At 63.6% G+C, this 22,233-nt stretch carries 21 protein-coding genes; 9 read left to right on the top strand and 12 right to left on the bottom strand.

All coding sequences use genetic code 11. From position 1 onward, the window contains the following. Nucleotides 1–80: 80 nt before the first annotated feature. Genes FLO80_RS14930 through FLO80_RS14920 form a run of 3 tightly spaced genes read right to left on the bottom strand, consistent with a single transcriptional unit; the run spans nucleotide 81 to nucleotide 4,069 of the window. Entirely contained in the window at nucleotides 81–863 is a 783-nt protein-coding gene (locus FLO80_RS14930; protein ID WP_111363146.1) for a carnitinyl-CoA dehydratase, read from the bottom strand. Then, a complete protein-coding gene (locus tag FLO80_RS14925; protein WP_111362487.1) occupies nucleotides 863–2,890 on the bottom strand; it encodes an acetate--CoA ligase family protein in 2,028 nt (675 codons plus the stop codon). The genes FLO80_RS14930 and FLO80_RS14925 overlap by 1 nt, the downstream gene beginning before the upstream one ends. 15 nt (nucleotides 2,891–2,905) lie before the next feature. Beyond that, complete coding sequence (locus tag FLO80_RS14920) at nucleotides 2,906–4,069, bottom strand: acyl-CoA dehydrogenase family protein (protein WP_111362486.1); 1,164 nt, start codon at nucleotides 4,067–4,069, stop codon at nucleotides 2,906–2,908. 76 nt (nucleotides 4,070–4,145) lie between these two features. Between FLO80_RS14920 and FLO80_RS14915 the strand changes: the two genes are divergently transcribed. Continuing rightward, nucleotides 4,146–5,090: a GlxA family transcriptional regulator gene (locus tag FLO80_RS14915; RefSeq protein WP_111362485.1), complete on the top strand. Its 945-nt coding sequence runs from the start codon at nucleotides 4,146–4,148 to the stop codon at nucleotides 5,088–5,090. 4 nt (nucleotides 5,091–5,094) lie between these two features. Here FLO80_RS14915 and FLO80_RS14910 read toward each other — a convergent pair whose 3' ends face one another. Beyond that, entirely contained in the window at nucleotides 5,095–5,850 is a 756-nt protein-coding gene (locus FLO80_RS14910; protein ID WP_111362484.1) for a class II aldolase and adducin N-terminal domain-containing protein, read from the bottom strand. Nucleotides 5,851–5,877: 27 nt separating this feature from the next. Continuing rightward, a complete protein-coding gene (locus FLO80_RS14905; protein WP_111362483.1) occupies nucleotides 5,878–6,315 on the bottom strand; it encodes a VOC family protein in 438 nt (145 codons plus the stop codon). Nucleotides 6,316–6,441: 126 nt separating this feature from the next. Here FLO80_RS14905 and FLO80_RS14900 point away from each other — a divergent pair, with 126 nt between their 5' ends. The 4 genes from FLO80_RS14900 (at nucleotide 6,442) to FLO80_RS14885 (ending at nucleotide 9,797) form a co-directional block, all read left to right on the top strand. Beyond that, complete coding sequence (locus FLO80_RS14900) at nucleotides 6,442–7,920, top strand: AMP nucleosidase (RefSeq protein WP_111362482.1); 1,479 nt, start codon at nucleotides 6,442–6,444, stop codon at nucleotides 7,918–7,920. Nucleotides 7,921–8,052: 132 nt separating this feature from the next. Next, nucleotides 8,053–8,340, top strand: coding sequence for an HU family DNA-binding protein (locus tag FLO80_RS14895; RefSeq protein ID WP_111362481.1), 288 nt, complete (start codon nucleotides 8,053–8,055; stop codon nucleotides 8,338–8,340). A 214-nt stretch (nucleotides 8,341–8,554) separates the two neighbouring features. Continuing rightward, the gene (locus FLO80_RS14890) at nucleotides 8,555–8,842 is read left to right on the top strand and encodes a sll1863 family stress response protein (protein WP_111362480.1); all 288 of its coding nucleotides are present in this window, start codon (nucleotides 8,555–8,557) and stop codon (nucleotides 8,840–8,842) included. Between the two features lie 79 nt (nucleotides 8,843–8,921). Further along, a complete protein-coding gene (locus FLO80_RS14885) occupies nucleotides 8,922–9,797 on the top strand; it encodes a DMT family transporter (protein WP_111362479.1) in 876 nt (291 codons plus the stop codon). A gap of 250 nt (nucleotides 9,798–10,047) precedes the next feature. Here FLO80_RS14885 and FLO80_RS14880 read toward each other — a convergent pair whose 3' ends face one another. The 3 genes from FLO80_RS14880 to dapE all read right to left on the bottom strand — a co-directional run bounded on the left by FLO80_RS14880 (nucleotide 10,048) and on the right by dapE (nucleotide 13,458). After that, the gene (locus FLO80_RS14880; protein WP_111362478.1) at nucleotides 10,048–10,992 is read right to left on the bottom strand and encodes an AEC family transporter; all 945 of its coding nucleotides are present in this window, start codon (nucleotides 10,990–10,992) and stop codon (nucleotides 10,048–10,050) included. Next, nucleotides 10,993–12,099 carry a chorismate synthase gene (gene aroC, locus FLO80_RS14875; protein WP_111362477.1) on the bottom strand — a complete coding sequence of 369 codons (1,107 nt, stop codon included), beginning with the start codon at nucleotides 12,097–12,099 and terminating at the stop codon, nucleotides 10,993–10,995. Between the two features lie 210 nt (nucleotides 12,100–12,309). Beyond that, on the bottom strand, nucleotides 12,310–13,458 hold the full coding sequence (gene dapE, locus FLO80_RS14870) for a succinyl-diaminopimelate desuccinylase (RefSeq protein WP_111362476.1): 1,149 nt from the start codon (nucleotides 13,456–13,458) through the stop codon (nucleotides 12,310–12,312). A gap of 301 nt (nucleotides 13,459–13,759) precedes the next feature. Between dapE and FLO80_RS14865 the strand changes: the two genes are divergently transcribed. After that, nucleotides 13,760–15,373, top strand: a complete 1,614-nt coding sequence (locus FLO80_RS14865) for a Hint domain-containing protein (RefSeq protein ID WP_111362475.1) — start codon at nucleotides 13,760–13,762, stop codon at nucleotides 15,371–15,373. 8 nt (nucleotides 15,374–15,381) lie between these two features. Next, entirely contained in the window at nucleotides 15,382–16,440 is a 1,059-nt protein-coding gene (locus tag FLO80_RS14860; RefSeq protein ID WP_111362474.1) for a Hint domain-containing protein, read from the top strand. A gap of 13 nt (nucleotides 16,441–16,453) precedes the next feature. Here FLO80_RS14860 and FLO80_RS14855 read toward each other — a convergent pair whose 3' ends face one another. Beyond that, nucleotides 16,454–17,107, bottom strand: a complete 654-nt coding sequence (locus tag FLO80_RS14855; protein WP_111362473.1) for an RluA family pseudouridine synthase — start codon at nucleotides 17,105–17,107, stop codon at nucleotides 16,454–16,456. A gap of 113 nt (nucleotides 17,108–17,220) precedes the next feature. On the opposite strand from FLO80_RS14855, the gene FLO80_RS14850 reads away from it, so the two are divergent. Both FLO80_RS14850 and FLO80_RS14845 read left to right on the top strand, forming a co-directional pair. After that, nucleotides 17,221–17,640, top strand: a complete 420-nt coding sequence (locus tag FLO80_RS14850) for a nuclear transport factor 2 family protein (protein WP_111362472.1) — start codon at nucleotides 17,221–17,223, stop codon at nucleotides 17,638–17,640. A gap of 42 nt (nucleotides 17,641–17,682) precedes the next feature. Next, nucleotides 17,683–18,330: a class I SAM-dependent DNA methyltransferase gene (locus tag FLO80_RS14845; protein WP_111362471.1), complete on the top strand. Its 648-nt coding sequence runs from the start codon at nucleotides 17,683–17,685 to the stop codon at nucleotides 18,328–18,330. A gap of 87 nt (nucleotides 18,331–18,417) precedes the next feature. Here the strand turns inward: FLO80_RS14845 and FLO80_RS14840 are convergent, their stop codons facing one another. From FLO80_RS14840 to FLO80_RS14830, 3 genes are all read right to left on the bottom strand, one after another. Continuing rightward, complete coding sequence (locus tag FLO80_RS14840) at nucleotides 18,418–19,824, bottom strand: FAD-binding oxidoreductase (protein WP_111362470.1); 1,407 nt, start codon at nucleotides 19,822–19,824, stop codon at nucleotides 18,418–18,420. A gap of 95 nt (nucleotides 19,825–19,919) precedes the next feature. After that, complete coding sequence (locus tag FLO80_RS14835) at nucleotides 19,920–21,014, bottom strand: acyl-CoA dehydrogenase family protein (RefSeq protein WP_111362469.1); 1,095 nt, start codon at nucleotides 21,012–21,014, stop codon at nucleotides 19,920–19,922. A 13-nt stretch (nucleotides 21,015–21,027) separates the two neighbouring features. Then, nucleotides 21,028–22,224 (bottom strand): acyl-CoA dehydrogenase family protein, encoded by a 1,197-nt coding sequence (locus FLO80_RS14830; RefSeq protein ID WP_111362468.1) that lies wholly within the window; start codon nucleotides 22,222–22,224, stop codon nucleotides 21,028–21,030. Between the last annotated feature and the right edge of the window lie 9 nt (nucleotides 22,225–22,233).

Genomic DNA, 22,233 nt, shown 5'->3' with positions numbered 1-22,233 from the left:
GGATTCGCACCCCACCGAAAGATCATCTATCGAGTCCAAAGGTGCCCCGGAACCGCCAAATGCGCGCCCTTCGGGTCTGGTCACTTACCTTTCCAGACGGGATCGCGCTTCTCGGCAAATGCGCGCGCCCCTTCAAGCTGATCTTCCGAGGCATAGAGCCGGTCGACCGTCGCCAGCTGCCGCTTGGTGATGCGGTTCATCGTGTCCTGGAATTTCGAATCCTCGGCGTCGCGCACGATGTCCTTGATCGCGGCATAGACCAGCGGCGGCCCCGATGCGAGCAGGCGCGCCATTTCCCACGCCTTGTCGATCAACTGATCGCCCGGGTGAACGTGATTGACCATGCCCCAGCGATGCGCCTCCTCCGCATCGAGCCAGCGGCCGGTCAACAGCATTTCCATCGCGATGTGATAGGGGATGCGCTTGGGCAGCTTGACGCTCGCCGCATCCGCGACCGTCCCCGAGCGGATTTCCGGCAGGGCAAAGCTGGCGTGATCGGCGGCAAGGATGATGTCCGCCGACAGCGCCCATTCCAGCCCCCCGCCACAGCAGATGCCGTTCACCGCCGCGATCACCGGCTTGCCCAGGTCACGCAATTCCTGCAACCCGCCGAACCCGCCGACCCCGTAATCGCCATCCACGGCATCGCCGTCCGCCGCCCCTTTGAGATCCCAGCCGGGGCAAAAGAACTTGTCGCCCGCCCCGGTGATGATCGCCACGCGCAAATCCGGGTCATCGCGGAATTCGGCGAATACCTCGCCCATGATGCGCGACGTGGCAAGGTCGATGGCGTTGGCCTTGGGCCGGTCGAGCGTCACCATCAGGATGTGATCTTCGCGGTGGGTCTTGATCGGGTCAGTCATCATGGGGCCTTTCGGATCAGCGCGTCGGCGGCGATGGCGCCGGTCGCGGTGCATATCAATGGATTGACTTCAACCTCTTCGAGGTCATCGGCATTGGCAAGGGCATAGGCTTGGATCGCCTCGATCGCATCGAGGATCGCCCCGAGGTCGGCCGCAGGCTTGCCGCGAAACCCGGTGAGCAGGGCAAACACCTTCAGCCCGCGCAGCGCGGTTTCCATATCGTCCCGCGCGGCCGGCAGCAAAAGCGAGGCACTGTCTTCCAGAAGCTCGGTCAGCACCCCGCCCGCGGCCAAGGTCAGAACGAACCCATGCGCCGGGTCGCGGGTGATCCCGACCAGAAGCTCGGCCACCGCACCCTGCACCATTTCCTCGATAAGAAAACGGCTGACGGGCATTTCGGCGGCTGCCGCCTCCACGTCCCCCGCACCGAGGTTTAACCGCACCGCCCCCGCTTCGGATTTATGCGCGATCCCCATCCCCTTGAGCACCAGAGGCGGATCGAGCCGCGCGGCCATGGTGGCGCACTCCGCGACCGACCCCGCGATCACACCGCGCGGAACGGCAAGACCATGCCCCGCCAGCGCGACCTTCGCCGCGTCCTCGCTCAGAACCTGTGCGCCATGCCCCGCATCCCCGACGCGCCCCAACGCCACGGGCACCGGGCAGGGCGGGGGGCGCCGCACCGCCGCCTGCACCGCGCCGATGGCCTCGCGCAGCCCCTGCAAGGGCACCACGCCCCCCGCGATCAGCCGCTGTGCAACGTCCTCGGGCATCAACTCGGGCAGGGTGGCGACGACCGCCACGTTGCGATTCGTGCGCACGCGGGCCTCCAGCGCGGCGCGGGTGGCGCATTCCCAATCCGCGGCATCGGTATGCGGATAATCCACGATCAACAGGGTCAGCGCGATCTCCGGCCCGGTCATCGCCGAAAACACCCGCGTCATCGCCTCGGTGTCGCGCCAGATATAGGTGTGATAATCGAGCGGGTTGGCCAGCGCGACCTTGGGGCCAAGGGCATCGCGCAGCACCGAGCGCTGGCCCGGGCTCAGCGGCGGAAACCGCAAGGCGCGCCCATGCGCCGTATCGGCCACAAGGCTGGCCTCGCCCCCCGAACAACTGACCGAGGCAAGCGTGCCCCGCTCCAGCGGCCCCGCCACATGCAGGAGCTTCAGCGTTTCGAGAAAACTCGGAAGGTCATCGACCCGCGCAATGCCCAGCCGATCCAGCAGCGCCTGCGCCCCCGCATCCCCACCGGCCAGCGACGCGGTATGCGAAACCGTGGCCGCGCGCGCCTGGTCCGAGCGGCCCACCTTGATCGCCACCAGCGGCACACCCTTGTCATGGGCCTTGCGCGCAAGGCGCTCCCATGCCCGCAGATCGGCAAACCCCTCGACATGCAGGCCGATGGCCGTGACCCGCGGATCGTCGAGCAACGCGGTCGCGATCTCGGCCTGCGTGGTCTGCGCCATGTTCCCGCATGTGACCGTATAGGCAATCGGCAAGGCACGGCGCTGCATGGTAAGGTTGATCGCGATGTTCGAGCTTTGGGTCAGGATCGCAACGCCCCGCTCGCCCCGGCCACAGCCATGCTGATCCGGCCACAAGAGCGCCCCGTCAAGCGCGTTGATGAAGCCATAGCAATTCGGCCCGAGGATCGGCATCTCCCCCGCCGCGGCAATCAGCCTCTCCTGCACCGCCCCTGCGCCGCCGTCCTCGGCCTGCGCCTCGGCAAAGCCGGATGCGAAACAGACCGCCCCGCCCGCGCCCATCCGCTTGAGAGTCGATACTGCCTCGATCGTGGCCTCGCGGTTGATCCCCACGAACGCCGCGTCGGGCGCATCGGGCAGGTCGTCGAGACGCGCGAAGGCCGGAACGCCCGCGATCTCGCGTGCCTTGGGATGCACCGGCCAGATCGGGCCGTCAAACCCCATCCTGCGCGATTGCTCGATCACCTGCGCGCACCATGCACCACCGCCGATCACGGCAATCGAACGGGGCCGGAACAATCTGGAAAGATCATGCGCCATGGGGTTCGCCGCGCCTCAGCCGCCCAAGGGCCGCAGCAATTCGCGACTGATGATGTGGCGCTGGATCTCCGACGTGCCTTCCCAGATGCGCTCCAGCCGCGCATCGCGCCAGATCCGTTCCAGCGGCAATTCATCCATCAACCCCATGCCGCCATGGATCTGGATCGCCTCGTCCGCGATCATTCCCAGCACCTCGGTCGCCTTGAGCTTGGCCATCGACATGTCGGCCTCGGTGACCGTGCCCTGGTCGAATTTCCACGCCGCTTCCCATGTCAGAAGCTCTGCCGCCTTCAACTCCATCGCCATGTCCGCGAGCTTGAAACTCACGCCCTGGAACTTGCCGATCTGCTGACCGAACTGGCGCCGTTCCGCGGCATAGGCAATGGCGTGTTGCAAGGCCCGGTCGGCCCGCCCAAGACAGGTCGCCGCCACCTGGAGCCGCGTCGCTCCCAGCCAGTCATTGGCGACCTGGAACCCCTGGTGCACCTCGCCGAGGATCGCCGATTTCGGCAGGCGGCAATTGTCGAATTCAAGGATCGCATTGGTGTATCCCCGGTGCGACACGTTGCGATACCCATCGCGCACCGTGAAGCCGGGCGTGCCCTTGTCGACGAAAAAGGCGGTGATGCGCTTTTTCGGGCCGCGCGGGGTGTCCTCTTCGCCGGTGGCCATGAACACGATCGCGAAACCGGCGATATCGGCATGGCTGATGAAATGCTTGGTGCCGTCGAGGATGAAATCATCCCCGTCCTGCCGCGCGGTGGCCTTCATGCCGCGCAGGTCCGACCCGGCCCCCGGCTCGGTCATCGCGAGGCAATCCCACGTCTCGCCCCGGATGCAGGGGTAAAGGTATTTCTCCCTCTGCTCCTCGGTGCCCGCCAGCAGGATATTCGACGGCCGCGCCACACAGGTCCAGTGCAGCGCGTAATTGGCCCGCCCCAGCTCTCTCTCGTAAAGGAGCCAGCTCAGCGTATCGAGACCCGCACCCCCGACCTCCTCGGGCATGTTGGCGGCATAAAGCCCCGCCTCCATCGCCTTGGCCTGCAACTCGCGGATCAACTCCATGCGCAGATGCCCGCTGCGCTCGACCTCGGCCTCGTGCGGGTAAAGCTCGTTCTCGACGAAACCGCGCGTGGTTTCGACGATCATCCTCTGTTCGTCGCTCAGATCGAATCGCATGGTTTTTCCTGTCCTCGTTGCCTGCGAGCAGGCTAAGACGGATCGGAACAGGCTTCATGCAGAATCGGATGAAATCATGCAGACATGGTTGAAACCACGCGCCGCGATGCAGCAGGTGGATATTCTTCTCTTCGATCATTTCTCGGCCCTGTGTCTTGCCAACACCGTTGAACCGATGCGCGCCGCCAACAATCTGGCCGGGCGCGCGCTCTATCGCTGGCGGTTCCTGACCGTGACCGGGGCCTCGGCCACGTCATCGAGCGGCATGCGGGTCGAGGCCGATGGCGCGCTGGCGGATCATCGCGGTGACATGCTGATCGCGATGCCGTCCTACCACTACGCCGCCCACGCCGTGCCGCCCACCTTGCGCGCGCTGCGCGCTGCCGCCACGCGCTATGACATGCTGGCAGGGTTCGACACGGGCAGTTGGCTGCTCGCCGCCGCCGGCCTGCTCGACGGCTATCGCGCCACGATCCACTGGGAAGAGATGTCGCGCTTCGAAGAAGCCTTTCCCGAGGTCGAGGCGCAAAGGCAACGCCATGTCACCGATCGAAACCGGCTCACCTGCTCCGGCGCGCTTGCGGCGTTCGACCTGATGGCGGCGCTGATCGGGGCGCGCCACGGCCACGCCCTGCGGCTCGAGCTCGAGGCGCTCTTCATGAACGCCGACACCGCCGCGCCGCGCGACCTGCCCCAACCCCGGGGCAAGACGGTGGCGCGGGCGGTGGCACTGATGCAGGCCAACCTCGAATCACCCCTGACAATCGAGGAGATCGCCCGGCAACTCGGTCGCAGCCGCCGGTCGCTCGAATCCCGCATGTCGCAAGAGCTCGGCGCCGGTCCACAGGCCGTCTACAAACGCCTGCGTCTCATCAAGGCGCGCAAACTGGTCCGCGAAAGCGATCTCGCGGTGGCCGAGATCGCCCTGCGCAGCGGCTACCACGACCCCGGCGCCATGACCCGCGCCTTTCGCGCCGAATTTGGTGAGACACCGCGCCAGATGCGCCGCGAGGCCGGGTAACGGCTCATGATGCGTAGTTCGAGCCTTCCTCGTCCAGAATGGCCTTCAACTCGCTCAAATGCCGCTCGTCCTGCTCGGGATAGGTCTCAAGCTCGCGCGCGGTCTTCTCGGCGATCTCGTCGGGCAGCACCCTCAGCGGCCGCCCGGTCTGCAGCGCGCGGATATAGGTCTCGGCGGCACGTTCGAAATAGTAGAGCCGGTTGAACGTCTCGGCCACCGTTTCGCCGATGATCATGATGCCGTGATTGCCCATGATCAGCACCTTTTTCGCCGGATCGGTCAACAGCTCGGCACAGCGTTCGCCCTCTTCCTCGAAGGCCAGCCCGCCATAATGATCGTCGATCACGTAGCGGTTGAAGAAAGTGGCACAGTTCTGGTCGATCGGCGGCAAGCGCGAATCCGCAAGGCTGGCCAGAACCGTGGCGTGGATCGAATGCACATGCATGGCACAGCGCGCATGCCCGCAATACCGGTGAATCCCGCCATGCAGCCCCCAGGCCGTCGGGTCCGGCGCGTCCGGCCCCTTGAGGGTTTCGGGATCGTTCGCGTCCACCTCGATCAGATCGCTGGCCTTGACGCGGGAAAAATGCATCTGGTTGGGGTTCATCAGGAACCGCGTCCCGTCATCGTTGACGGCAAGGCTGAAATGGTTCGCCACGCCTTCATGCAGGTTGAGCCGCGCGGCCCAGCGAAACGCGGCCGCAAGGTCCACCCTTTCCTGCCAGTGGTCGATATTCGGACGAAGATTGGTCACGCTCATTCGGGGTCTCCTTTGGATCGGGCGGGTTCAGGACTTGTCGGTGTCATCAAGCGGGCGCGACGGCACCCATGCATATCCGTCGCGATCAAGAATATAGGCTTCGCGCAAACCGTGCGGCTTGTCATGCGGGGGGTGCAGGATGGTCAGCCCGGCGCTTTCGGCCCGTTCGGCGGCCGCATCCGGGTCGCTGTCATAAAGCCGGATCTCGATGCCACCGCCCCGGGGCGGGTTCTCCGGCAGGACGCTCAAAAGCGGGTTCTGCGCATAGGTCGTGTCGGAATGAAGCTGAAAGACCTGATCGCCATAGGTCATGATGGCGAAATCCTCTGACAGACGATGCGCGCCCATGCCAAACACCTCGGCAAGCGCCGCCGCCGTCGCCTCGACATCACGCACAAGAATATTGAGCCCGATCCCGCGAAGGGACGCGCCGAAAGCACCCGGGCTCACCGTTTCGTAATCCATGTGCCGCACCTGCGATCCTTGCCCTCGTGCAACTTGATCCCGGCGCACGGGCATGTCAACGTGCCGTGATCCACAGATTGCAAATCGCCGCGCCGGACCGAAGAGCCGCCAGAAACGGAGACCCCGATGACCGAGTCCGAGACGGAGTTTCTTTCGCCCAAGGTGCCCGCGCCCCAACTGTTCACGGATGCCGCGCAGGCGGTCGAATGTCTCTGTGCGCTCTATGATGATGCGATCGGGTTCCTCAAGACCCGGTTTCTCGCCGCCATGGCGGGCGATATGCCCGGCGCCCGCGTGCGTGCCTGCTATCCGCAGATCCGGCTGGTCACGACAAGTTTTGCCGAGGTCGACAGCCGGTTGAGTTTCGGCCACGTCTCGGAACCCGGAACGCATGTGGCGACGATCACGCGCCCCGATCTCTTTGGCAATTACCTGCGACAGCAGATCGCGCTCCTGATCGAAAATCACGGGGTTCCGGTCGAAATCGGGGTGTCGGAAACGCCGATCCCGGTGCATTTCGCCATGTCGTCCGATCCCGATATACTGGTCCCGCATCAGGGCGCGGCCCGGTTCACGCTGCGTGACCTCTTCGATGTGCCCGATCTCGGCACGACCAACGACGATATCGTCAACGGCACCTTCACGCCCGGCCCGGACGGCGCGGGGCCGCTCGCCCCGTTTTCGGCGCAGCGGGTCGATTATTCGCTGGCGCGGCTGGCGCATTACACGGCCACCGACCCCGAGCATTTCCAGAATTTCGTGCTGTTCACCAACTACCAGTTCTACGTCAGCGAATTCGAGGATTTTGCCCGCAAGGCGCTGGCCGATCCGGCCAGCGGGTATGAGAGCTTTGTCGCCACCGGCAATGCCGAGATTCGCGACCCCGACGCGCCCTTGCCCGGGCCGGCCAAGCTTCCCCAGATGCCGACCTATCACCTCAAACGCAAGGACTCGTCGGGGATCACCCTCGTCAATATCGGGGTCGGCCCGTCGAACGCCAAGACCGCAACCGATCACATCGCGGTTCTGCGCCCGCGTGCGTGGATCATGGTCGGCCATTGCGCGGGCCTGCGCAACAGCCAGAGCCTCGGCGATTTCGTCCTCGCCCACGCCTATCTGCGCGAAGACCGCGTTCTCGACGATGATCTGCCGGTCTGGGTGCCGATCCCGGCGCTGGCCGAGATCCAGATCGCGCTGGAACGGGCGGTGGCCAGCGAAACCCGGCTCGACGGCTATGATCTCAAGCGGGTCATGCGCACCGGCACGGTGGCCAGTTTCGACAACCGAAACTGGGAACTGCGCGAAACCCAGGGCCCGGTGCAGCGCCTCAGCCAGAGCCGCGCCATCGCGCTCGACATGGAAAGCGCGACCATCGCCGCGAACGGCTTTCGCTTCCGGGTGCCCTATGGCACGCTTCTATGCGTTTCCGACAAGCCCCTGCATGGCGAGTTGAAGCTGCCCGGCATGGCCAGCGACTTCTACAAGGGACAGGTCGAACGCCACCTGATGATCGGGATTCGCGCCATGGAATACCTCCGCGAAATGCCGCTCGAACGCATTCACAGCCGGAAATTGCGCAGTTTCAACGAAACCGCGTTTCTTTGACTGCGCGTAAATCGGCACAAAATGCACGTTTTTGGCTTGCCAGTAGCCACTAATCGTTGTGTTCCTAACCTATATTCCGTTATATGACGACAATGAGGCCCAAGTGATCGGGCAGATGCAAGGAGACCGAAAATGGCAAAACCGATGACCAAGACCCAGCTTGTTGCCGCTCTGGCCGACGAAATGGGCAGCGACAAGAAAACCGCGGGCGGCGCACTCGATGCGATCGTCTCGATCATCACCCGCGAAGTATCGGGTGGCGGCGCCGTGACCCTGCCGGGCGTTGGCAAGATCTATTGCCGTGAACGCCCCGAGCGGATGGTGCGCAACCCCGCCACCGGCGAACAGATCAAGAAAGACGCCGACAAGGTGGTCAAGATGACCATCGCCAAGGCGCTCAAGGACAGCGTGAACGGCTGACCGCTACCGATTTCGTACAAGTTTCGTACAAGGGCCGTCCGGTTCAGGGCGGCCCTTTTGCATTCACCGACACGCATCACAAGATCCCGCAGCCCAAGATAGGTCAGCCCGTCTGGCTTAAAGCGTTTCATGGCAATGCATAGGTCTCCTTGCGCCCCTTCGGAAATTGAACCGGGGCCCATGTTCCTGAACCACCCACAAAGGAGAAACCTCAATGTCCGAACGCGATGCCTACATTGAAAAGACCAAGGCAAAAATCGACCAGTGGAACGCCGAGATCGACAAGATGGAGGCGAAGGCACGTCAGACATCGGCCGACGGTGAAATCGCCTACCGGGAGGTCTTGCAGAATTTGCAGGGCCAGCGCGACGCGCTTGAACAACAGCTCAAGGAAGCGCGGCAGGCTGGCGACGCCGCATGGGGTGACATCAAGACGGAACTCGATGCGGCCTGGTCGAACCTTTCGGAGGCCGTGAAAAAGGCCCGGTCGCGCTTCGAGTGAAAGTTGATTGCATCCCGTTGTCCCGGCGTGTCTAAGACATCTGACCTGCCTGGGAAAAAGGCGCGAGCACGGGAACGGGATGGCTGTCAAAACGATATTTCTTGGCCTGGCCTTTGCCTTCATGTGGTCGTCGGCCTTTACCTCGGCGCGGGTCATCGTCGCCTATGCCCCGCCCATGGGCTCGCTCGCGCTCAGGTTCTTCATTTCCGGGCTGATCGGCGTCGCGATCGCCCTCGCGCTGGGCCAGACGCTGCGCCTGACGCGGGCCCAATGGCGCGCGACGATCATCTTCGGGATCTGCCAGAACGCCCTCTATCTCGGCCTCAATTTCGTCGCGATGCAATGGATCGAGGCGGGCCTCGCCTCGATCATCGCCAGCACCATGCCCCTGATGGTCGCGCTTCTGGGGCGCGTCTTCCTGGGCGACACGCTCAGCCCGATGGCGTTCCTTGGCCTTGTCGTCGGCTTTGTCGGGGTTGGGCTGATCATGGGCGGGCGGCTCGATGGCGGGCTCGACTGGACCGGGATCACCTTTTGCATCATCGGGGCGATTGCCCTTGCCGTGGCGACGCTCTCGGTGCGCGGCGCCTCGTCGGGGGGCAACGTGATGATGATCGTCGGACTTCAGATGTTCGTCGGCGCCGCCGGCCTCGCCGTGGTGTCGGCCATGACCGAGACCATGACGGTCACCTGGTCCTGGCAGCTTGTCGTCGCGTTCATCTATACCACGATCGTGCCGGGGCTGATGGCCACATGGGTCTGGTTCACGCTGGTCAACCAGATCGGCGCGGTCAAGGCCGCGACCTTCCACTTCCTCAACCCGTTCTTTGGCGTCGCGGTCGCGGCGGTTCTCTTGGGCGAGAAGATGGGCACGCTCGACGTGATCGGCGTGGCCACCGTCGCGGCCGGTATCCTCGCGGTGCAATTGTCGAAACAACGGCCCTTGGTCGGGTAGGGCGGGTGCCCGACAGGCGCGCGCCTTGTTGATCAAACTTGTTGCTCACGCCCGGGAATAGCGGCGAAGCCGCCCGGGCAGCACCGGGCCGCCCCGACGGCCGGGTGCTTTTGAGAGGGTGCGCGCCATTCCGGGCAAGGGATGACGTTGCGGCATAAAGTGCCCGACGCCGAAGTTGCAAGCACCCGACCGCGGCCCCGTGCTACCCTATCCGTTGGCGTCGGTTGACTTCGATTTGCTGCCACCCACCCTACAACAGCACGAACAACAGCACGTTCAACGTCACGAACGCCCCGCCCGTCGCCAGGATCTGCGCGATCGAGGCCATGCCCTCATGCCCGAGCTCCTGCGCAAAGAGCGCATAGATCGAGAACATCGGGATCGCCGCCGAGATCACCACCGCCGCCGCCAGGTCCGGCGCAAGCGGCGCCAGCCCGACCAGCGGCACCGCCAACAGCGCAAGCGCCACCATCGCCGGATGCACCAACAGCTTGCCCAGCACGATCATCACGGCCACCCCCCGGTTGCCCCGAAACGGCACCCCCACCAGCGCCCCGCCAATCACGAACAGCGCCAGCGCCGAGGCCGAGGCGGCCAGCATCTCGAACACCCGCAGCACCGGCCCCGGCATCCCGACGCCGCTGAGCGACACCACCAACCCGGCCACGAGCGCGATCACCATCGGCCGCCGGATCACGCCCAAGAGGATGCGGCCCAGCTTGCGCAAGAGATCGGCCTCGCCCCGGCCCTTCGACGCCTCCATGATGGCAAGGCAGATCGGGATGATCACGAAATTCTCGACCAGCATGTTGAGCGCAAGTATCTGCCCCGCGATCTCGGGGAAACTCAAGAGCATCACCGGATAGCCGATGAACCCCGAATTCGGACAGGTGGTTCCCATGATCGCCACCGCCCGGCGCCCGGGCGACAGCCCCAGACCGCCAAAGACCGCGAACCCGACCGCGATCGTCGCCAGCGCCCCGACCAGGAACACCGCCATATAGGTCAGGTCGAACACCTCGCCAACATCGCGCGTCGCCACCGCGTTGAACAAAAGCGCGGGCAGCGCGATGTTCATCACGTAGCCGCCGAATTGCGGCATATGCTCGGGGCGAAACACCCCCTTGCGCACACAGACATAGCCCAGCGCGATGATGACATAGATCGGAAACGTGATGCCGAGGATCGCCAGCATTCAGCCGATCCGGCCCCTCGTCTCGCCCATCTGCCCGCGATGCAGCAACAGGTGATCGAGGATGACACAGGCCATCATCGCCTCGCCCACCGGCACCGCGCGGATGCCGACGCAAGGATCATGGCGGCCCTTGGTGACGACCTCGGTCGGCGTGCCGTCGATGCGGATCGACCGGCGCGGCGTCAGGATCGAAGATGTCGGCTTGACCGCAAAGCGCACCACGATGTCCTGACCCGTCGAGATACCGCCGAGGATACCGCCCGCATGGTTCGACGAGAAAACCGGCTGCCCGTCATTGCCCATGAAGATCTCGTCGGCATTCTCGGTGCCTTGCAACCGCGCGGCGGCCATGCCCTCGCCGATCTCGACACCCTTCACCGCGTTGATCGACATCATCGCCGCCGCCAGATCGGTGTCGAGCTTGCCATAGACCGGCGCCCCGAGGCCCCCCGGCGCATGGCGGGCGACGACCTCGATTTCCCCACCGACCGAGTTGCGCTCCTTGCGGATGCCGCCGAGGTAGCTTTCCCATGCGGCGGCAATCTCGGGGCCTTGGGGAATCCAGAACGGGTTGGCGTCGATCGCGTCCCAGTCAAAGGCGTTGCGGTCGATTGCCATCTCGCCCATGCGCGTCATGTAGCCCTTGATCTCGAGCGCGGGGGCAAGGCTCGTCAGCGCCGCGCGCGCCACCCCGCCCGCCGCCACCCGCGCGGCGGTTTCGCGGGCCGAGGATCGCCCGCCGCCGCGCGGATCGCGCAGCCCGTATTTCATGTGATAGGTGATGTCGGCATGACCCGGGCGAAAGGTCTGGGCGATCTCGCTGTAATCTTTTGAGCGCTGGTCGGTGTTCTCGATCATGAGCTGGATCGGCGTGCCGGTCGTGACCCCTTCATAGGTGCCCGACAGGATGCGCACCCGGTCTGGCTCCTGCCGCTGGGTGGTGTGCTTGTTCTGGCCCGGCCGCCGCTTGTCGAGCCAGTGCTGGAGCATGCCCTCGTCCAGCGTCACCCCGGGCGGGCAGCCATCGACAGTGGCGCCAAGCGCGGGGCCGTGGCTCTCGCCCCATGTGGTGACGCGAAACAGGTGTCCGAATGTGTTCAGGCTCATGCGCGGGCTCCTTTGGCGCTGGCATAGCGTTGCGGGCGGGCGCTGCCAAGTCTTGAGCGTGCGTCGCGTTAACCCGATTTGCGAGGCTGTGCGCGGCGGATCGGACGGCAGCCGGGAAACAGCCGGGCGGCAGCCGGATGTCACCCCCTGCAAGAACGCACATGAAGCCGCGTTAACCCCATCGAACGCTGGTTTTTCGCACGATTGGGGTCAGGCGAAAAAGTCGGTCAGGATGCGTTTATAGATCGTCTTGAGCTGCTCGATCTGCTCGGCAGGCACATGCTCGTCGACCTGATGCATGGTCTTTCCGACCAGCCCGAACTCGACCACCGGGCAATGATCCTTGACGAACCGCGCATCCGACGTCCCCCCCGAGGTCGAAAGAACCGGGCTCCGCCCGGTCTCCGCCTCGACCGCCCGCGCCACCAGGTCCGAGAGCGGCCCCGGCGGGGTGAGAAAGCTCTCGCCCGAAATTTTTACTTTCAATTCAATGCCTACGCCGAATTCGGCCGCGGCGCGGTCGGCCTCTTCTTCAAGCCATTTCGACAGCGACGCGCCGGAATGCAGGTCGTTGAAACGAATGTTGACGGCGGCGCTGCACTCGGCCGGAATGACGTTGGTGGCCGGGTTGCCGGTATCCATCGTCACCACCGCCAGCGTCGAGGCATCGAAATGCGCGCTGCCCTGATCCAGCTCGTGACTGGCCAGCCGGTCAACGAGCCGCGCCAGCGCGGGCAGGGGGTTCTTGGCCCGGTGCGGATAGGCCGAATGCCCCTGCACCCCCGTCACCCGAAACCACCCCGTCATCGACCCCCGCCGCCCGATCTTGATCATATCGCCCATGTTTTCAGGGCAAGTGGGCTCACCCACGAGGCAGGCCGACATGGCCTCACCCGCTTCGCCCATCCAGTCGAGAAGGGCAGTGGTGCCGTCCACCGCGTCGCCCTCTTCATCGCCTGTGATGGCCAGCACGATGGCACCGTCAGGCGGGGTCTGGCGCACGAAATCCACTGCCGCGGCCGCGAAGGCGGCGACGCCCGACTTCATATCGGTCGCCCCGCGACCCCAAAGAATACCGTTTTCCAGATCGCCCGAGAACGGCGCATGGGTCCAGGCGGTCTCGTCGCCCGGGGGAACGACGTCGGTATGACCATTGAAGCCGAAGGTTTTCGCATGCCCCTTGTCACCCCAGCGAGCGAAGAGATTGGCCACCCCGCCGCGGTCGACGCGGGTGCAGGTGAAACCGGCCCCGGAGAGCACATCCTCCAAGAGGACGAGCGCGCCACCTTCGGCGGGTGTGACCGAGGCGCAGCGGATCAGGTTTCGGGTCAGGTGGACGGGGTCGAGTGATGTGGTCATGAGGGCGGCCTGCGGTTCCTGTGATCTGCGTTTTCCACGCCTTAGCGCGCTGCGCAGCGAGGTGCAAATGTGGCGGAAAAGACGCGCTATTGTCGGTAAGGACGAAGGTCAGTGAAATGAATAGCTTAACAGGCTCGGCCTTGCCGTGTTAAGGTCGTCCCAAGAATAAACCGAGGCAGGTTGCGGAACGAGGGCGAAAACGCCCCGCCGAGCAGAAAAGAACACGCGGACCCAGTGAGTCCGTCATGTGTCGTGGACCGCATGGTGCGACCTGCCCCCGGAATAACGAGGTGAGCAGGTCATGGTTGCGGCGTCCCAACTCCCGATCAATATCAATGCATCGGCGATGCAGATGGCGCAGACGATATTTGGTGACGGAGTCACGGTTCTCAGTGCTTCCTATACCGGTGACTGGCGGTCGTCGGGCATCTATTCGGACGGTGAAACGGTCTCGCCCGGGGTGACGCCCGGAGACGAGGGCGTGATCCTTTCCACGGGTCGGGCACAGGATTTCACCAATCCCGCTGAAACACGCCCGTGGTGGCAGGGCGGCGGTTCCACGCAAGCGAACCAGAGCGCAAACACCTCGACCAATACGAGCGGCCCCAGCAACAACAGCTGGTTCAACGAGGCGGCAGGTACGCGAACCTATGACGCCTCGTGGATTGACGTGGATTTCGTCCCTGACGGGGACATGATGACGATGCAGTTCGTCTTCTCCTCGGACGAATTTCCGGAATACGCGAATTCGCAGTTTCAGGATTTCGTCGGTGTCTGGGTAAATGGTGTTTTGGTCGAAACGTCGGTCGGTGCGGCCAATCCGGGCAATCTCGTGGGAGGAATCAACCAGAATTTATACAACGACAATACCCAGAGCCAATACAACACTGAAATGGACGGGTTCACCGTCACCATGACGCTGGCCATGCCGGTGACGGCGGGCGAGATGAATTCAATCCGGATCGGGATCGCGGATGTGGGGGATTCATCCTATGATTCCAATCTTCTGATTGCAGGCGGATCGGTGCAGACGGTGCTGATTGCCAATGACGATCTGGTGCACCTGACCGGCGACCAGACCAAGACGCTGGATGTGCTGGGCAATGACGAGAACGCTGGTGGCGGCGCGCTGACCATCACCCATATCAACGGGCTCGCGGTCGGTGCGGGCGATACGGTTTCGCTCAACACCGGGCAGACGGTGACACTCAACGCCGATGGCACGGTCACGCTTGTCGGTGATGGCAATGACGAAGATTTCAATTTTACCTACACCGTCACCAATGACATGCAGGACGACACCGGTTACGTTCTGGTTGAGGCCGTGCCCTGTTTCGTGGCGGGCACGCGGATCGAGACCGCTGACGGGCCGCGTCGAGTTGAGATGCTGGTGCCCGGCGACATGGTGCTGACGCAGGATCACGGACCGCAGCCCTTGCGTTGGGTCGGACGGCGGCGGGTGCAGGCCACTGGCAAGTTCGCCCCGATCTATATCGCGCCCAACACATTCGGCCAGCATGGTGCAGTGGCGGTGTCGCCGTTGCACCGCATCCTTGTGCGCGACTGTGTGTCCGAGCTCTTGTTCGGTGAAGCGGAAGTTCTCGTGGCGGCGCGCGATCTGGTCAATGACCGCACGGTGCGCCCGGTTGTCGGCGGCTGGGTCGAATATGTGCATCTTCTCTTCGACGATCATCAGGTGATCTATTCCGACGGGTTGGCCAGCGAGAGCTTTCATCCCGGTTCGCAGGTGAAATGCAATCTGGAGGCCGAAATGGTCAAGGAAATTCATGCACTTTTCCCCGAGATCGACCTCGAGACCGGAACCGGGTATGGGCCTAGTGCACGCCCTGCGCTGCGCCGGTTCGAAGCTGAGCTTCTGACCCGGGTCAGCGCCGCTTCGCGCCAGGTCGCGTGAGGCCGTCCGTGGGGTGGTTTGCAATCGCAGATACCGAGACGACAAACTTTCGCCCCCCGCGCACGGTGCGCAAGGGGCACTTGCCGTGTGGCACGCTGATGATCGAAACCCGTCTGTCGCCCGATGGTGGGCCGCAGACTCTTTTCGCCTTTGAAAGCCACGATTGCGAGGTGTTCAAGCTTTCGGTGCAGGCGATCCCCGGGGGTGGGGTGGTGTTGGTCATGGCCGAGAACGGCGAGGCATTTCATGCGGCGCTCAATCACGATGCGCAGGACAGGGCCGATCTTTTGCGCATCAGCTATAGTTGGGATCTGCCCCGGGGGCGCGGGCGGCTGGCCATCGAGCGGCCGGAACACGGCAAGATGGTCAAACTCATGTTGGAGAACCCGCGCGCGATGCACGTTGAGGATGTGCAGGCGATGACGTGCGATCCGCGTCGCCGCCTGATGGACCGAGATGTCGAGTTCTTTGCCATCTCCGAGAAGGTTGAGCCGATCGGTCCGGCCCCAAGCCTTGGTGCCGATGTGCCGATCCTTACGTCCGACCGTTATGTTTGCGCGCAGGATTTGCAACGTGGTGATCTGGTCGAGACGTTGGAAGCGGGGCTCGTGCCGGTGCTGCATGCGGTGCGGCGCACCGTTCCGGCGCGCGGATCGTTCCGTCCTGTGCGCCTGCGCGCGCCGTATTTCGGGTTGCGTAGCGATATCGTGGTCGCCCCCGATCAGCGGCTGGTGGTGGGCGGGTCCGAGGTTGAATACATCTTTGGCCGCGAGGCGGTTCTGGTGCCGGCACGGCATCTGGTCAATGGGATCTCGGCGATAAGCCTGAGCGGGTCTCCGACCGTGACTTATTGTCAGGTGATCCTGCCACGGCATGAATCGATGATCGGCGCGGGTTGCCCGATCGAGAGCCTTTATATCGGTCGGCTGCGGCGCAAACCGGCACAACTGGCCCAGAGTGTTCTTGCCAAGATCGACCGGACGCTTCTGCCGGAACATCCGAAATCGAGCTATCCGATGCTCAGGCCGTTCGAGGCGATCACGTTGATGCAGCGCCGCGCGGCGTGACCAGACAAGTTTTTCAGAACGGGGCGCGTGCGCGAAAACGCATGCCGCGCCCGCCCTCGGGGTGGCGCAGTCGCAGCTCCTCGGCATGCAACATCATCCGCGGATAGGCATCGGCATCGTCGGAATAGAACGGATCACCAAGGATCGGGTGGCCAAGCGCGGCCATGTGCACGCGCAACTGATGGCTGCGCCCGGTACGCGGAAAGAGCCGCACCCGGCTTTCGCACGCGTCGCTGCGGATCACCTTGTAGCCGGTCACCGCCTCCTTGCCGGTTTCGTGACAGACCATCTGGCGGGGGCGGTTGGGCCAATCGACGATAAGGGGCAGATCGACCACCCCTTCGGGTGAATCGATGCAACCGTGAACCCGCGCGACATATGTCTTTTTGGTCTGGCGCTTCTCGAATTGCAGGCCAAGGTGGCGCTGGGCATGGGCCGTGGCGGCAAAGACCATCACGCCGGAGGTGTCGCGATCAAGCCGGTGCACCAGCAGCGCGGTGGGGAACCGGGCCACGACCCGTGCCAGAAGGCAATCGGCGAGATGCGCGCCCTTGCCCGGTACCGACAGGAGCCCGGCGGGTTTGTTGACCACGATCAACTCCTGGTCTTCATGCAGGATCTCGGGCGGGTTCTGCGGCGGGTCGTAGTTGTCCGTGGCATGGTTCATGGCCCCGGGCCATACCCCGCGACCGGGCGCGGGGCAACCCGACGTCAGGCTTGCCTGATGCGTCGACGCCGTGCAGCCTTTGCAAAGGCAAAATACAGTGGGAGATGCGCATAATGCATCCGACGATCGAACGTATGATGGAGGTGGTCGCCAAGGGCGAGGACAGCGCGATCGCGTCTCTGATGACCGAAAAGGTGCGATTTCTCCCGCCGACCTATTGGGCGGTCTGGGAGGGGCGCGATGCGGTCGCTGCCGTGTTGGGCCATGTCGGGCAGGTCTTTTCCGATTTCCGCTATCGGCGGGTGATGGGCGCGGGGTGTGACTGGGCGCTGGAGTTCCAGTGCAGGATTGATGACCTGGATGCGGTGGGCGTCGATCTGATCACGCTGAACGAGGACGGGCTGATCGCCGAGTTCGAGGTTGTCATGCGTCCGCTCAAATCGGTAGCGGCGCTGCGCGAGGCGATGAATTCGAGAGTTGCCACCGATCCGCGCTTTGAACGATACGCCAAGGCGCTGCGCTCGGGCGGGTAAGCCCCCCTTGAATGTCGGGCGCGGATGGGGTTGGCTGATAGCATGAACAATGATCCCAGATATGACCCGGACGATACCCCCGACCTCGAGGCGGCCTATGCGCTGCACACACCCGAGGACAGCAAACGGCTTTATCGAAGTTGGGCCGACAGCTATGACAGCGATTTTATCGACGAGATGGATTACCGCCTGCCTCAACATGTGGCGCGGGTTTTCCTGACGGCGCGTCCCGAGGGCCCGGTTCTTGATCTCGGGGCGGGGACGGGAGTGATGGGGCTCTTGCTCGACGGGCAGGTGGCACCGGTGGACGGCACCGACATCTCACCCGAGATGCTGGCGGTCGCGGCGCGCAAGGATGTGTATCGCCGGCTTTTCAAGGGTGATTTGACTACGCGGCTCGACGTGGCGGACGGGGCCTATCGCAGTGTGGTCAGTGCGGGCACCTTCACCACTGGCCATGTCGGCCCGGCTGCACTCGACGAGGTGATGCGGGTGCTGGCCCCGGGTGGGTGTGGAGTGATTTCGGTCAACGCCCGGCATTGGCAAAGTGAAGGTTTTGCCGATGCCTTCGCGGCATTGCGTTCCCGCCTTTCATCCCTTGAGCGGATCGAGGTGTCGATCTATGGCCCGCGCAACACCGGTCCGCATGCTGCCGACAAGGGTCTGGTCGTGCGTTTCCACAAGGATTGAAACCAATCCGGTCCTCTTTCTTGTGAAAATACTCAATTTCACCACGTTCAAGTGTGCCGCGATGCCGGGCGCGGGAAAGACAGGATGTCAGTCCTTGGGCAGAACCTTTCCCGGGTTCATGATCCCGTTGGGGTCGAGCGCCGCCTTGATCGCCCGCATCGCCGCCATCGCCACCTTGTTCTTGCGCCGTGCCATCGAAGGCAGTTTCGTGGTTCCGATCCCATGCTCGGCAGAAAAACTACCGCCAAGTTCAAGCACGATCCCCTCGACCCCTTCCATGAGACGGTTCATCGTGTCTGGATCCTGCGTTTTCGGCCAGATCGCGTAATGCACATTGCCATCTCCCAGATGCGACACCACCATGGGCTGCGCCCCGGGGTCTATGCGGGTGAGCATGGCATCGGCGCGTTCAAGGAAGGTGGCCACCTTGTCGAGTGGAACCGCGATATCGTTATTCTGGACCGGTGGTCGCGACAGGGTCACCTCGGCGGCGGCCTCACGCCTTGCCCACATCTCACGTCGCTGGGCCTCGTTTTGGGCGACCACGGCATCCAGCACGTCGCCGTGCGTGAAGAGCTCTTCCAGCACGGTTTCCAGATGAGAGGAGACCGGGGTCCGCCCGTCCGGTCCGGGCTCGGTGTCGCGAGGAGACGTGGCGCCCACTTCTACAAGGATATTCACGTCATGGGGGGCATCAAAGGGTTCGCGTGACCCCTTCACGACCTTGAGATGCTGTTCGACATAGCTGCGCGGCATGAACTCAAAAGCTTCGACCGCGCCGCCCGTGGCTTCCTGCAACCGGTTCAGCAGGGTCAGCGCCCCGTCGAGCGAGGGCGCGGCCACCATGGCGGTGGCATAGGCGCGCGGTTTCGGCATCAGCTTCAACACGGCCCCGGTGATGATGCCCAAAGTGCCCTCGGAGCCGATCATCAGATGCTTGAGGTTGTAACCGGAATTATCCTTGTGCAGTTCCGACATCAGATCCATTACCGAACCATCTGGCAAAACCACCTCGATCCCGAGAGTCAGATCGCGGGTATTGCCATAGCGCAGCACGTTCGACCCGCCTGCATTGGTCGCCAGATTACCGCCGATCATCGCACTGCCTTGCGCGCCGAAGGTAAGCGGGAAGACAAGCCCGTGATCCTCGACTGCGCTCCGGATATCCGACAGGATCGCCCCGGCTTCGACAATGGCAAGCCGCGCGTTAGGGCGAATCTCACGGATGCGGTTCATCCGTTCAAGCGAGACCATGATCGCGCCTTCGGCCTGTGCCCCGCCAGCCAGGCCGGTATTGCCTGAAACCGGCACGACGGGCGTGCCGGTTTCATTGGCGAGTTTCACGATTTCGGCGACTTCGGTTGTCGATCCTGGTCGGACGACGGCCAGTGGAGTCCAGTTATAGGAGTGAGTGAAATCGTGGGAATAGCGACCCACGTCCGCGCCGGTCAGAACATTGGATGCGCCGGTAATGGCCTGAAGTTTATTGATCATGTGCGATGGTCTCCCTCATGCCGCAGCGTGACCCCTGTCATGCGCCTTGGCAAGGGCGGCAGTCGGCCGGGAGATGATCCCGACCGGGCCTGTTTTCATGCAGCGTGGCCGTGTTCAATGAAGCGGGCAAGGTGAAAATCCTGATCGCCCCATTCATGGTCGATCAGGATGAGCCGCTTGGCGAAATGGCCCAGGTCATATTCCCATGTCATGGCAATACCGCCATGCATCTGGATCGATTCCTCGGCGACCAGCCGCCCGATCCGACCGATCGAGTATTTTGCTGCGGCGATGATGCGGGCGCGTTCGGCACCCGAAAGCGACAGGGCATTGGCGGCGTTGATCACCGCGCTGCGCGCCTGTTCGATTTCAAGCAGCATTTCCGCCATGCGGTGTTGCAGTGCCTGAAACTTGCCGATCACCACGCCGAACTGTTTTCGGGTGCGCAAGTATTCGATGGTCATCTCGCGGACCGTCTGCATGATGCCCAGCGCCTCGGCCGAAAGCGCCAGAACGGCCCGGTCGGCGGCCTCCTGCAGCATCGCTTCGCCTGCACCTTCGTCTCCCAGTAATTGGCCCGCTGCACCATCAAGCGTGAGCTCGGCGGCACGGCCACCGTCGACGGTGACATAGTCGCGCAGGCTCACCTGATCGGCGCCCACGAGAAAGAGCGACACGCCCTTGTCGGTGCGCGCGGACACGATGAACCCGTCACAGCCGGAGGCATACTTCACCACCGACTTGGCACCGGTCAGCGCCCAGCCGTCGCCCGTGGCTTCGGCCCGGGTTTCGACATCCGTGAGATCGTAAAGCGCCTGCGGTTCTTCGGCGGCCAGCGCATAGCGTGCGGCGCCCGCGATGATGTTCTCCACTGCGTCCGACTGACCTGCGGCGGCGAGGATCGACCCGGGGACAAGCGCGTTGTCCATCACCGGCTCGTTCACCAGCCGCTTGCCCAGCTCCTCGAACACGACGGCAATATCAAACCCTTCGCCGCCGAAACCGCCCTGATCCTCGGGAAACAGCGCGGCGATCACGCCGAGCTCGGCCAGAGCCTCGTATTGTGCGGGCTGGAAGCCCGGTTCGGTAGTTCCGGCCTCAACGCGGGCGGCAAGCGGGTATTTGTCACGCAGGTAGCGGTCGATCGTGTCGGCCAGCATCCGGCGGGTATCGGTGTGGGTGAATTCCATGTTTTGTCCCCCTTCAGAGCCCGACAATCATCTTGTTGATGATGTTCTTCTGAATCTCGGTCGATCCGCCATAGATCGTTGTCTTGCGATGGTTGAAATAGACGCCCGATGCATTCTGGAACCCTTCCGGCGCAACATAAGGACCATTGAAGCCCTGATCGTCGGCCTCGGGTGTGAGCGCCTGCGCACTACGGCCAAGGGCGCGGCGGGTCAGGTCGGTCAGTTCCTGTTCGATCTCGGTGCCGAGGATCTTGAGCATCGAGCTTTCCGCCCCCGGCGAGCCGCCGGCTTCGGCTTGTGCCAGAACGCGCAGGTTGGTGATTTCCATGTTCATCAGCGCGATCTCGACCTTGGCCATGCGGGCGGCAAAGAACGGGTCTTCGGCCAGCGGCTTGCCGTTTCGTTTCTGGTTGGCCGCAAGTTCTTTGAGCCGGGCCAGTTCCTGATTGGATTTGCCGACGCCAGCAATGTTCGTGCGCTCATGCGTCAGCAGGTACTTGGCATAGGTCCAGCCCTTGTTCTCTTCGCCCACGAGGTTTTCGACGGGCACTTTCACATCGGTGAGCCAGACCTCGTTGACCTCGCGGCCGCCGTCAATTGTCTGGATCGGGCGCACTTCGATGCCGGGGGTTTTCATGTCGATCAGCAGGAAAGAAATGCCCTCCTGCGGTTTGCCGTCGGTCGAGGTGCGCACAAGGCAGAAGATCCAGTCGGCATGCTGACCCAGCGTGGTCCATGTTTTCTGGCCATTGACGATGTAGTGATCGCCGTCGCGCACCGCAGCGGTCTTGAGGCTGGCAAGATCCGACCCGGCACCCGGTTCGGAATAGCCCTGACACCACCAATGGGTGCCGTCGCACATACGCGGTAGGTAATAGTCCTGCTGTTCCTTGGTACCGAATTTCATCAGCACCGGGCCCAGCATCTTGAGGCCAAAGGGCAGGATTCGGGGCGCGCAGGCATAGGCCATCTCTTCTTCGAAGATGAATTGCTTGACCGGACCCCAGCCGGTGCCACCGAATTCGGCCGGCCAGGAATAGGTGAGCCAGCCCTTTTCGTGCAGGATAAGTTGCCAGCGAACCATATCGTCCTTGGTCAGGGGCGCATCGCTGCGCACCTTCCGGGCCAGATCGGCGGGCAGGTTTTCGGCCAGCCAGCCGCGCACTTCCTCGCGGAATTCGACTTCTTCCTGGGTGAAATTGAGATCCATGCCGGTCTC

Source organism: Aquicoccus porphyridii (genome assembly GCF_008369105.1).
Classification (GTDB): Bacteria; Pseudomonadota; Alphaproteobacteria; order Rhodobacterales; family Rhodobacteraceae; genus Aquicoccus; species Aquicoccus porphyridii.
The sequence above is the reverse complement of the archived record's forward strand: the minus strand, read 5'-3'. Positions and strand labels throughout refer to the sequence as shown.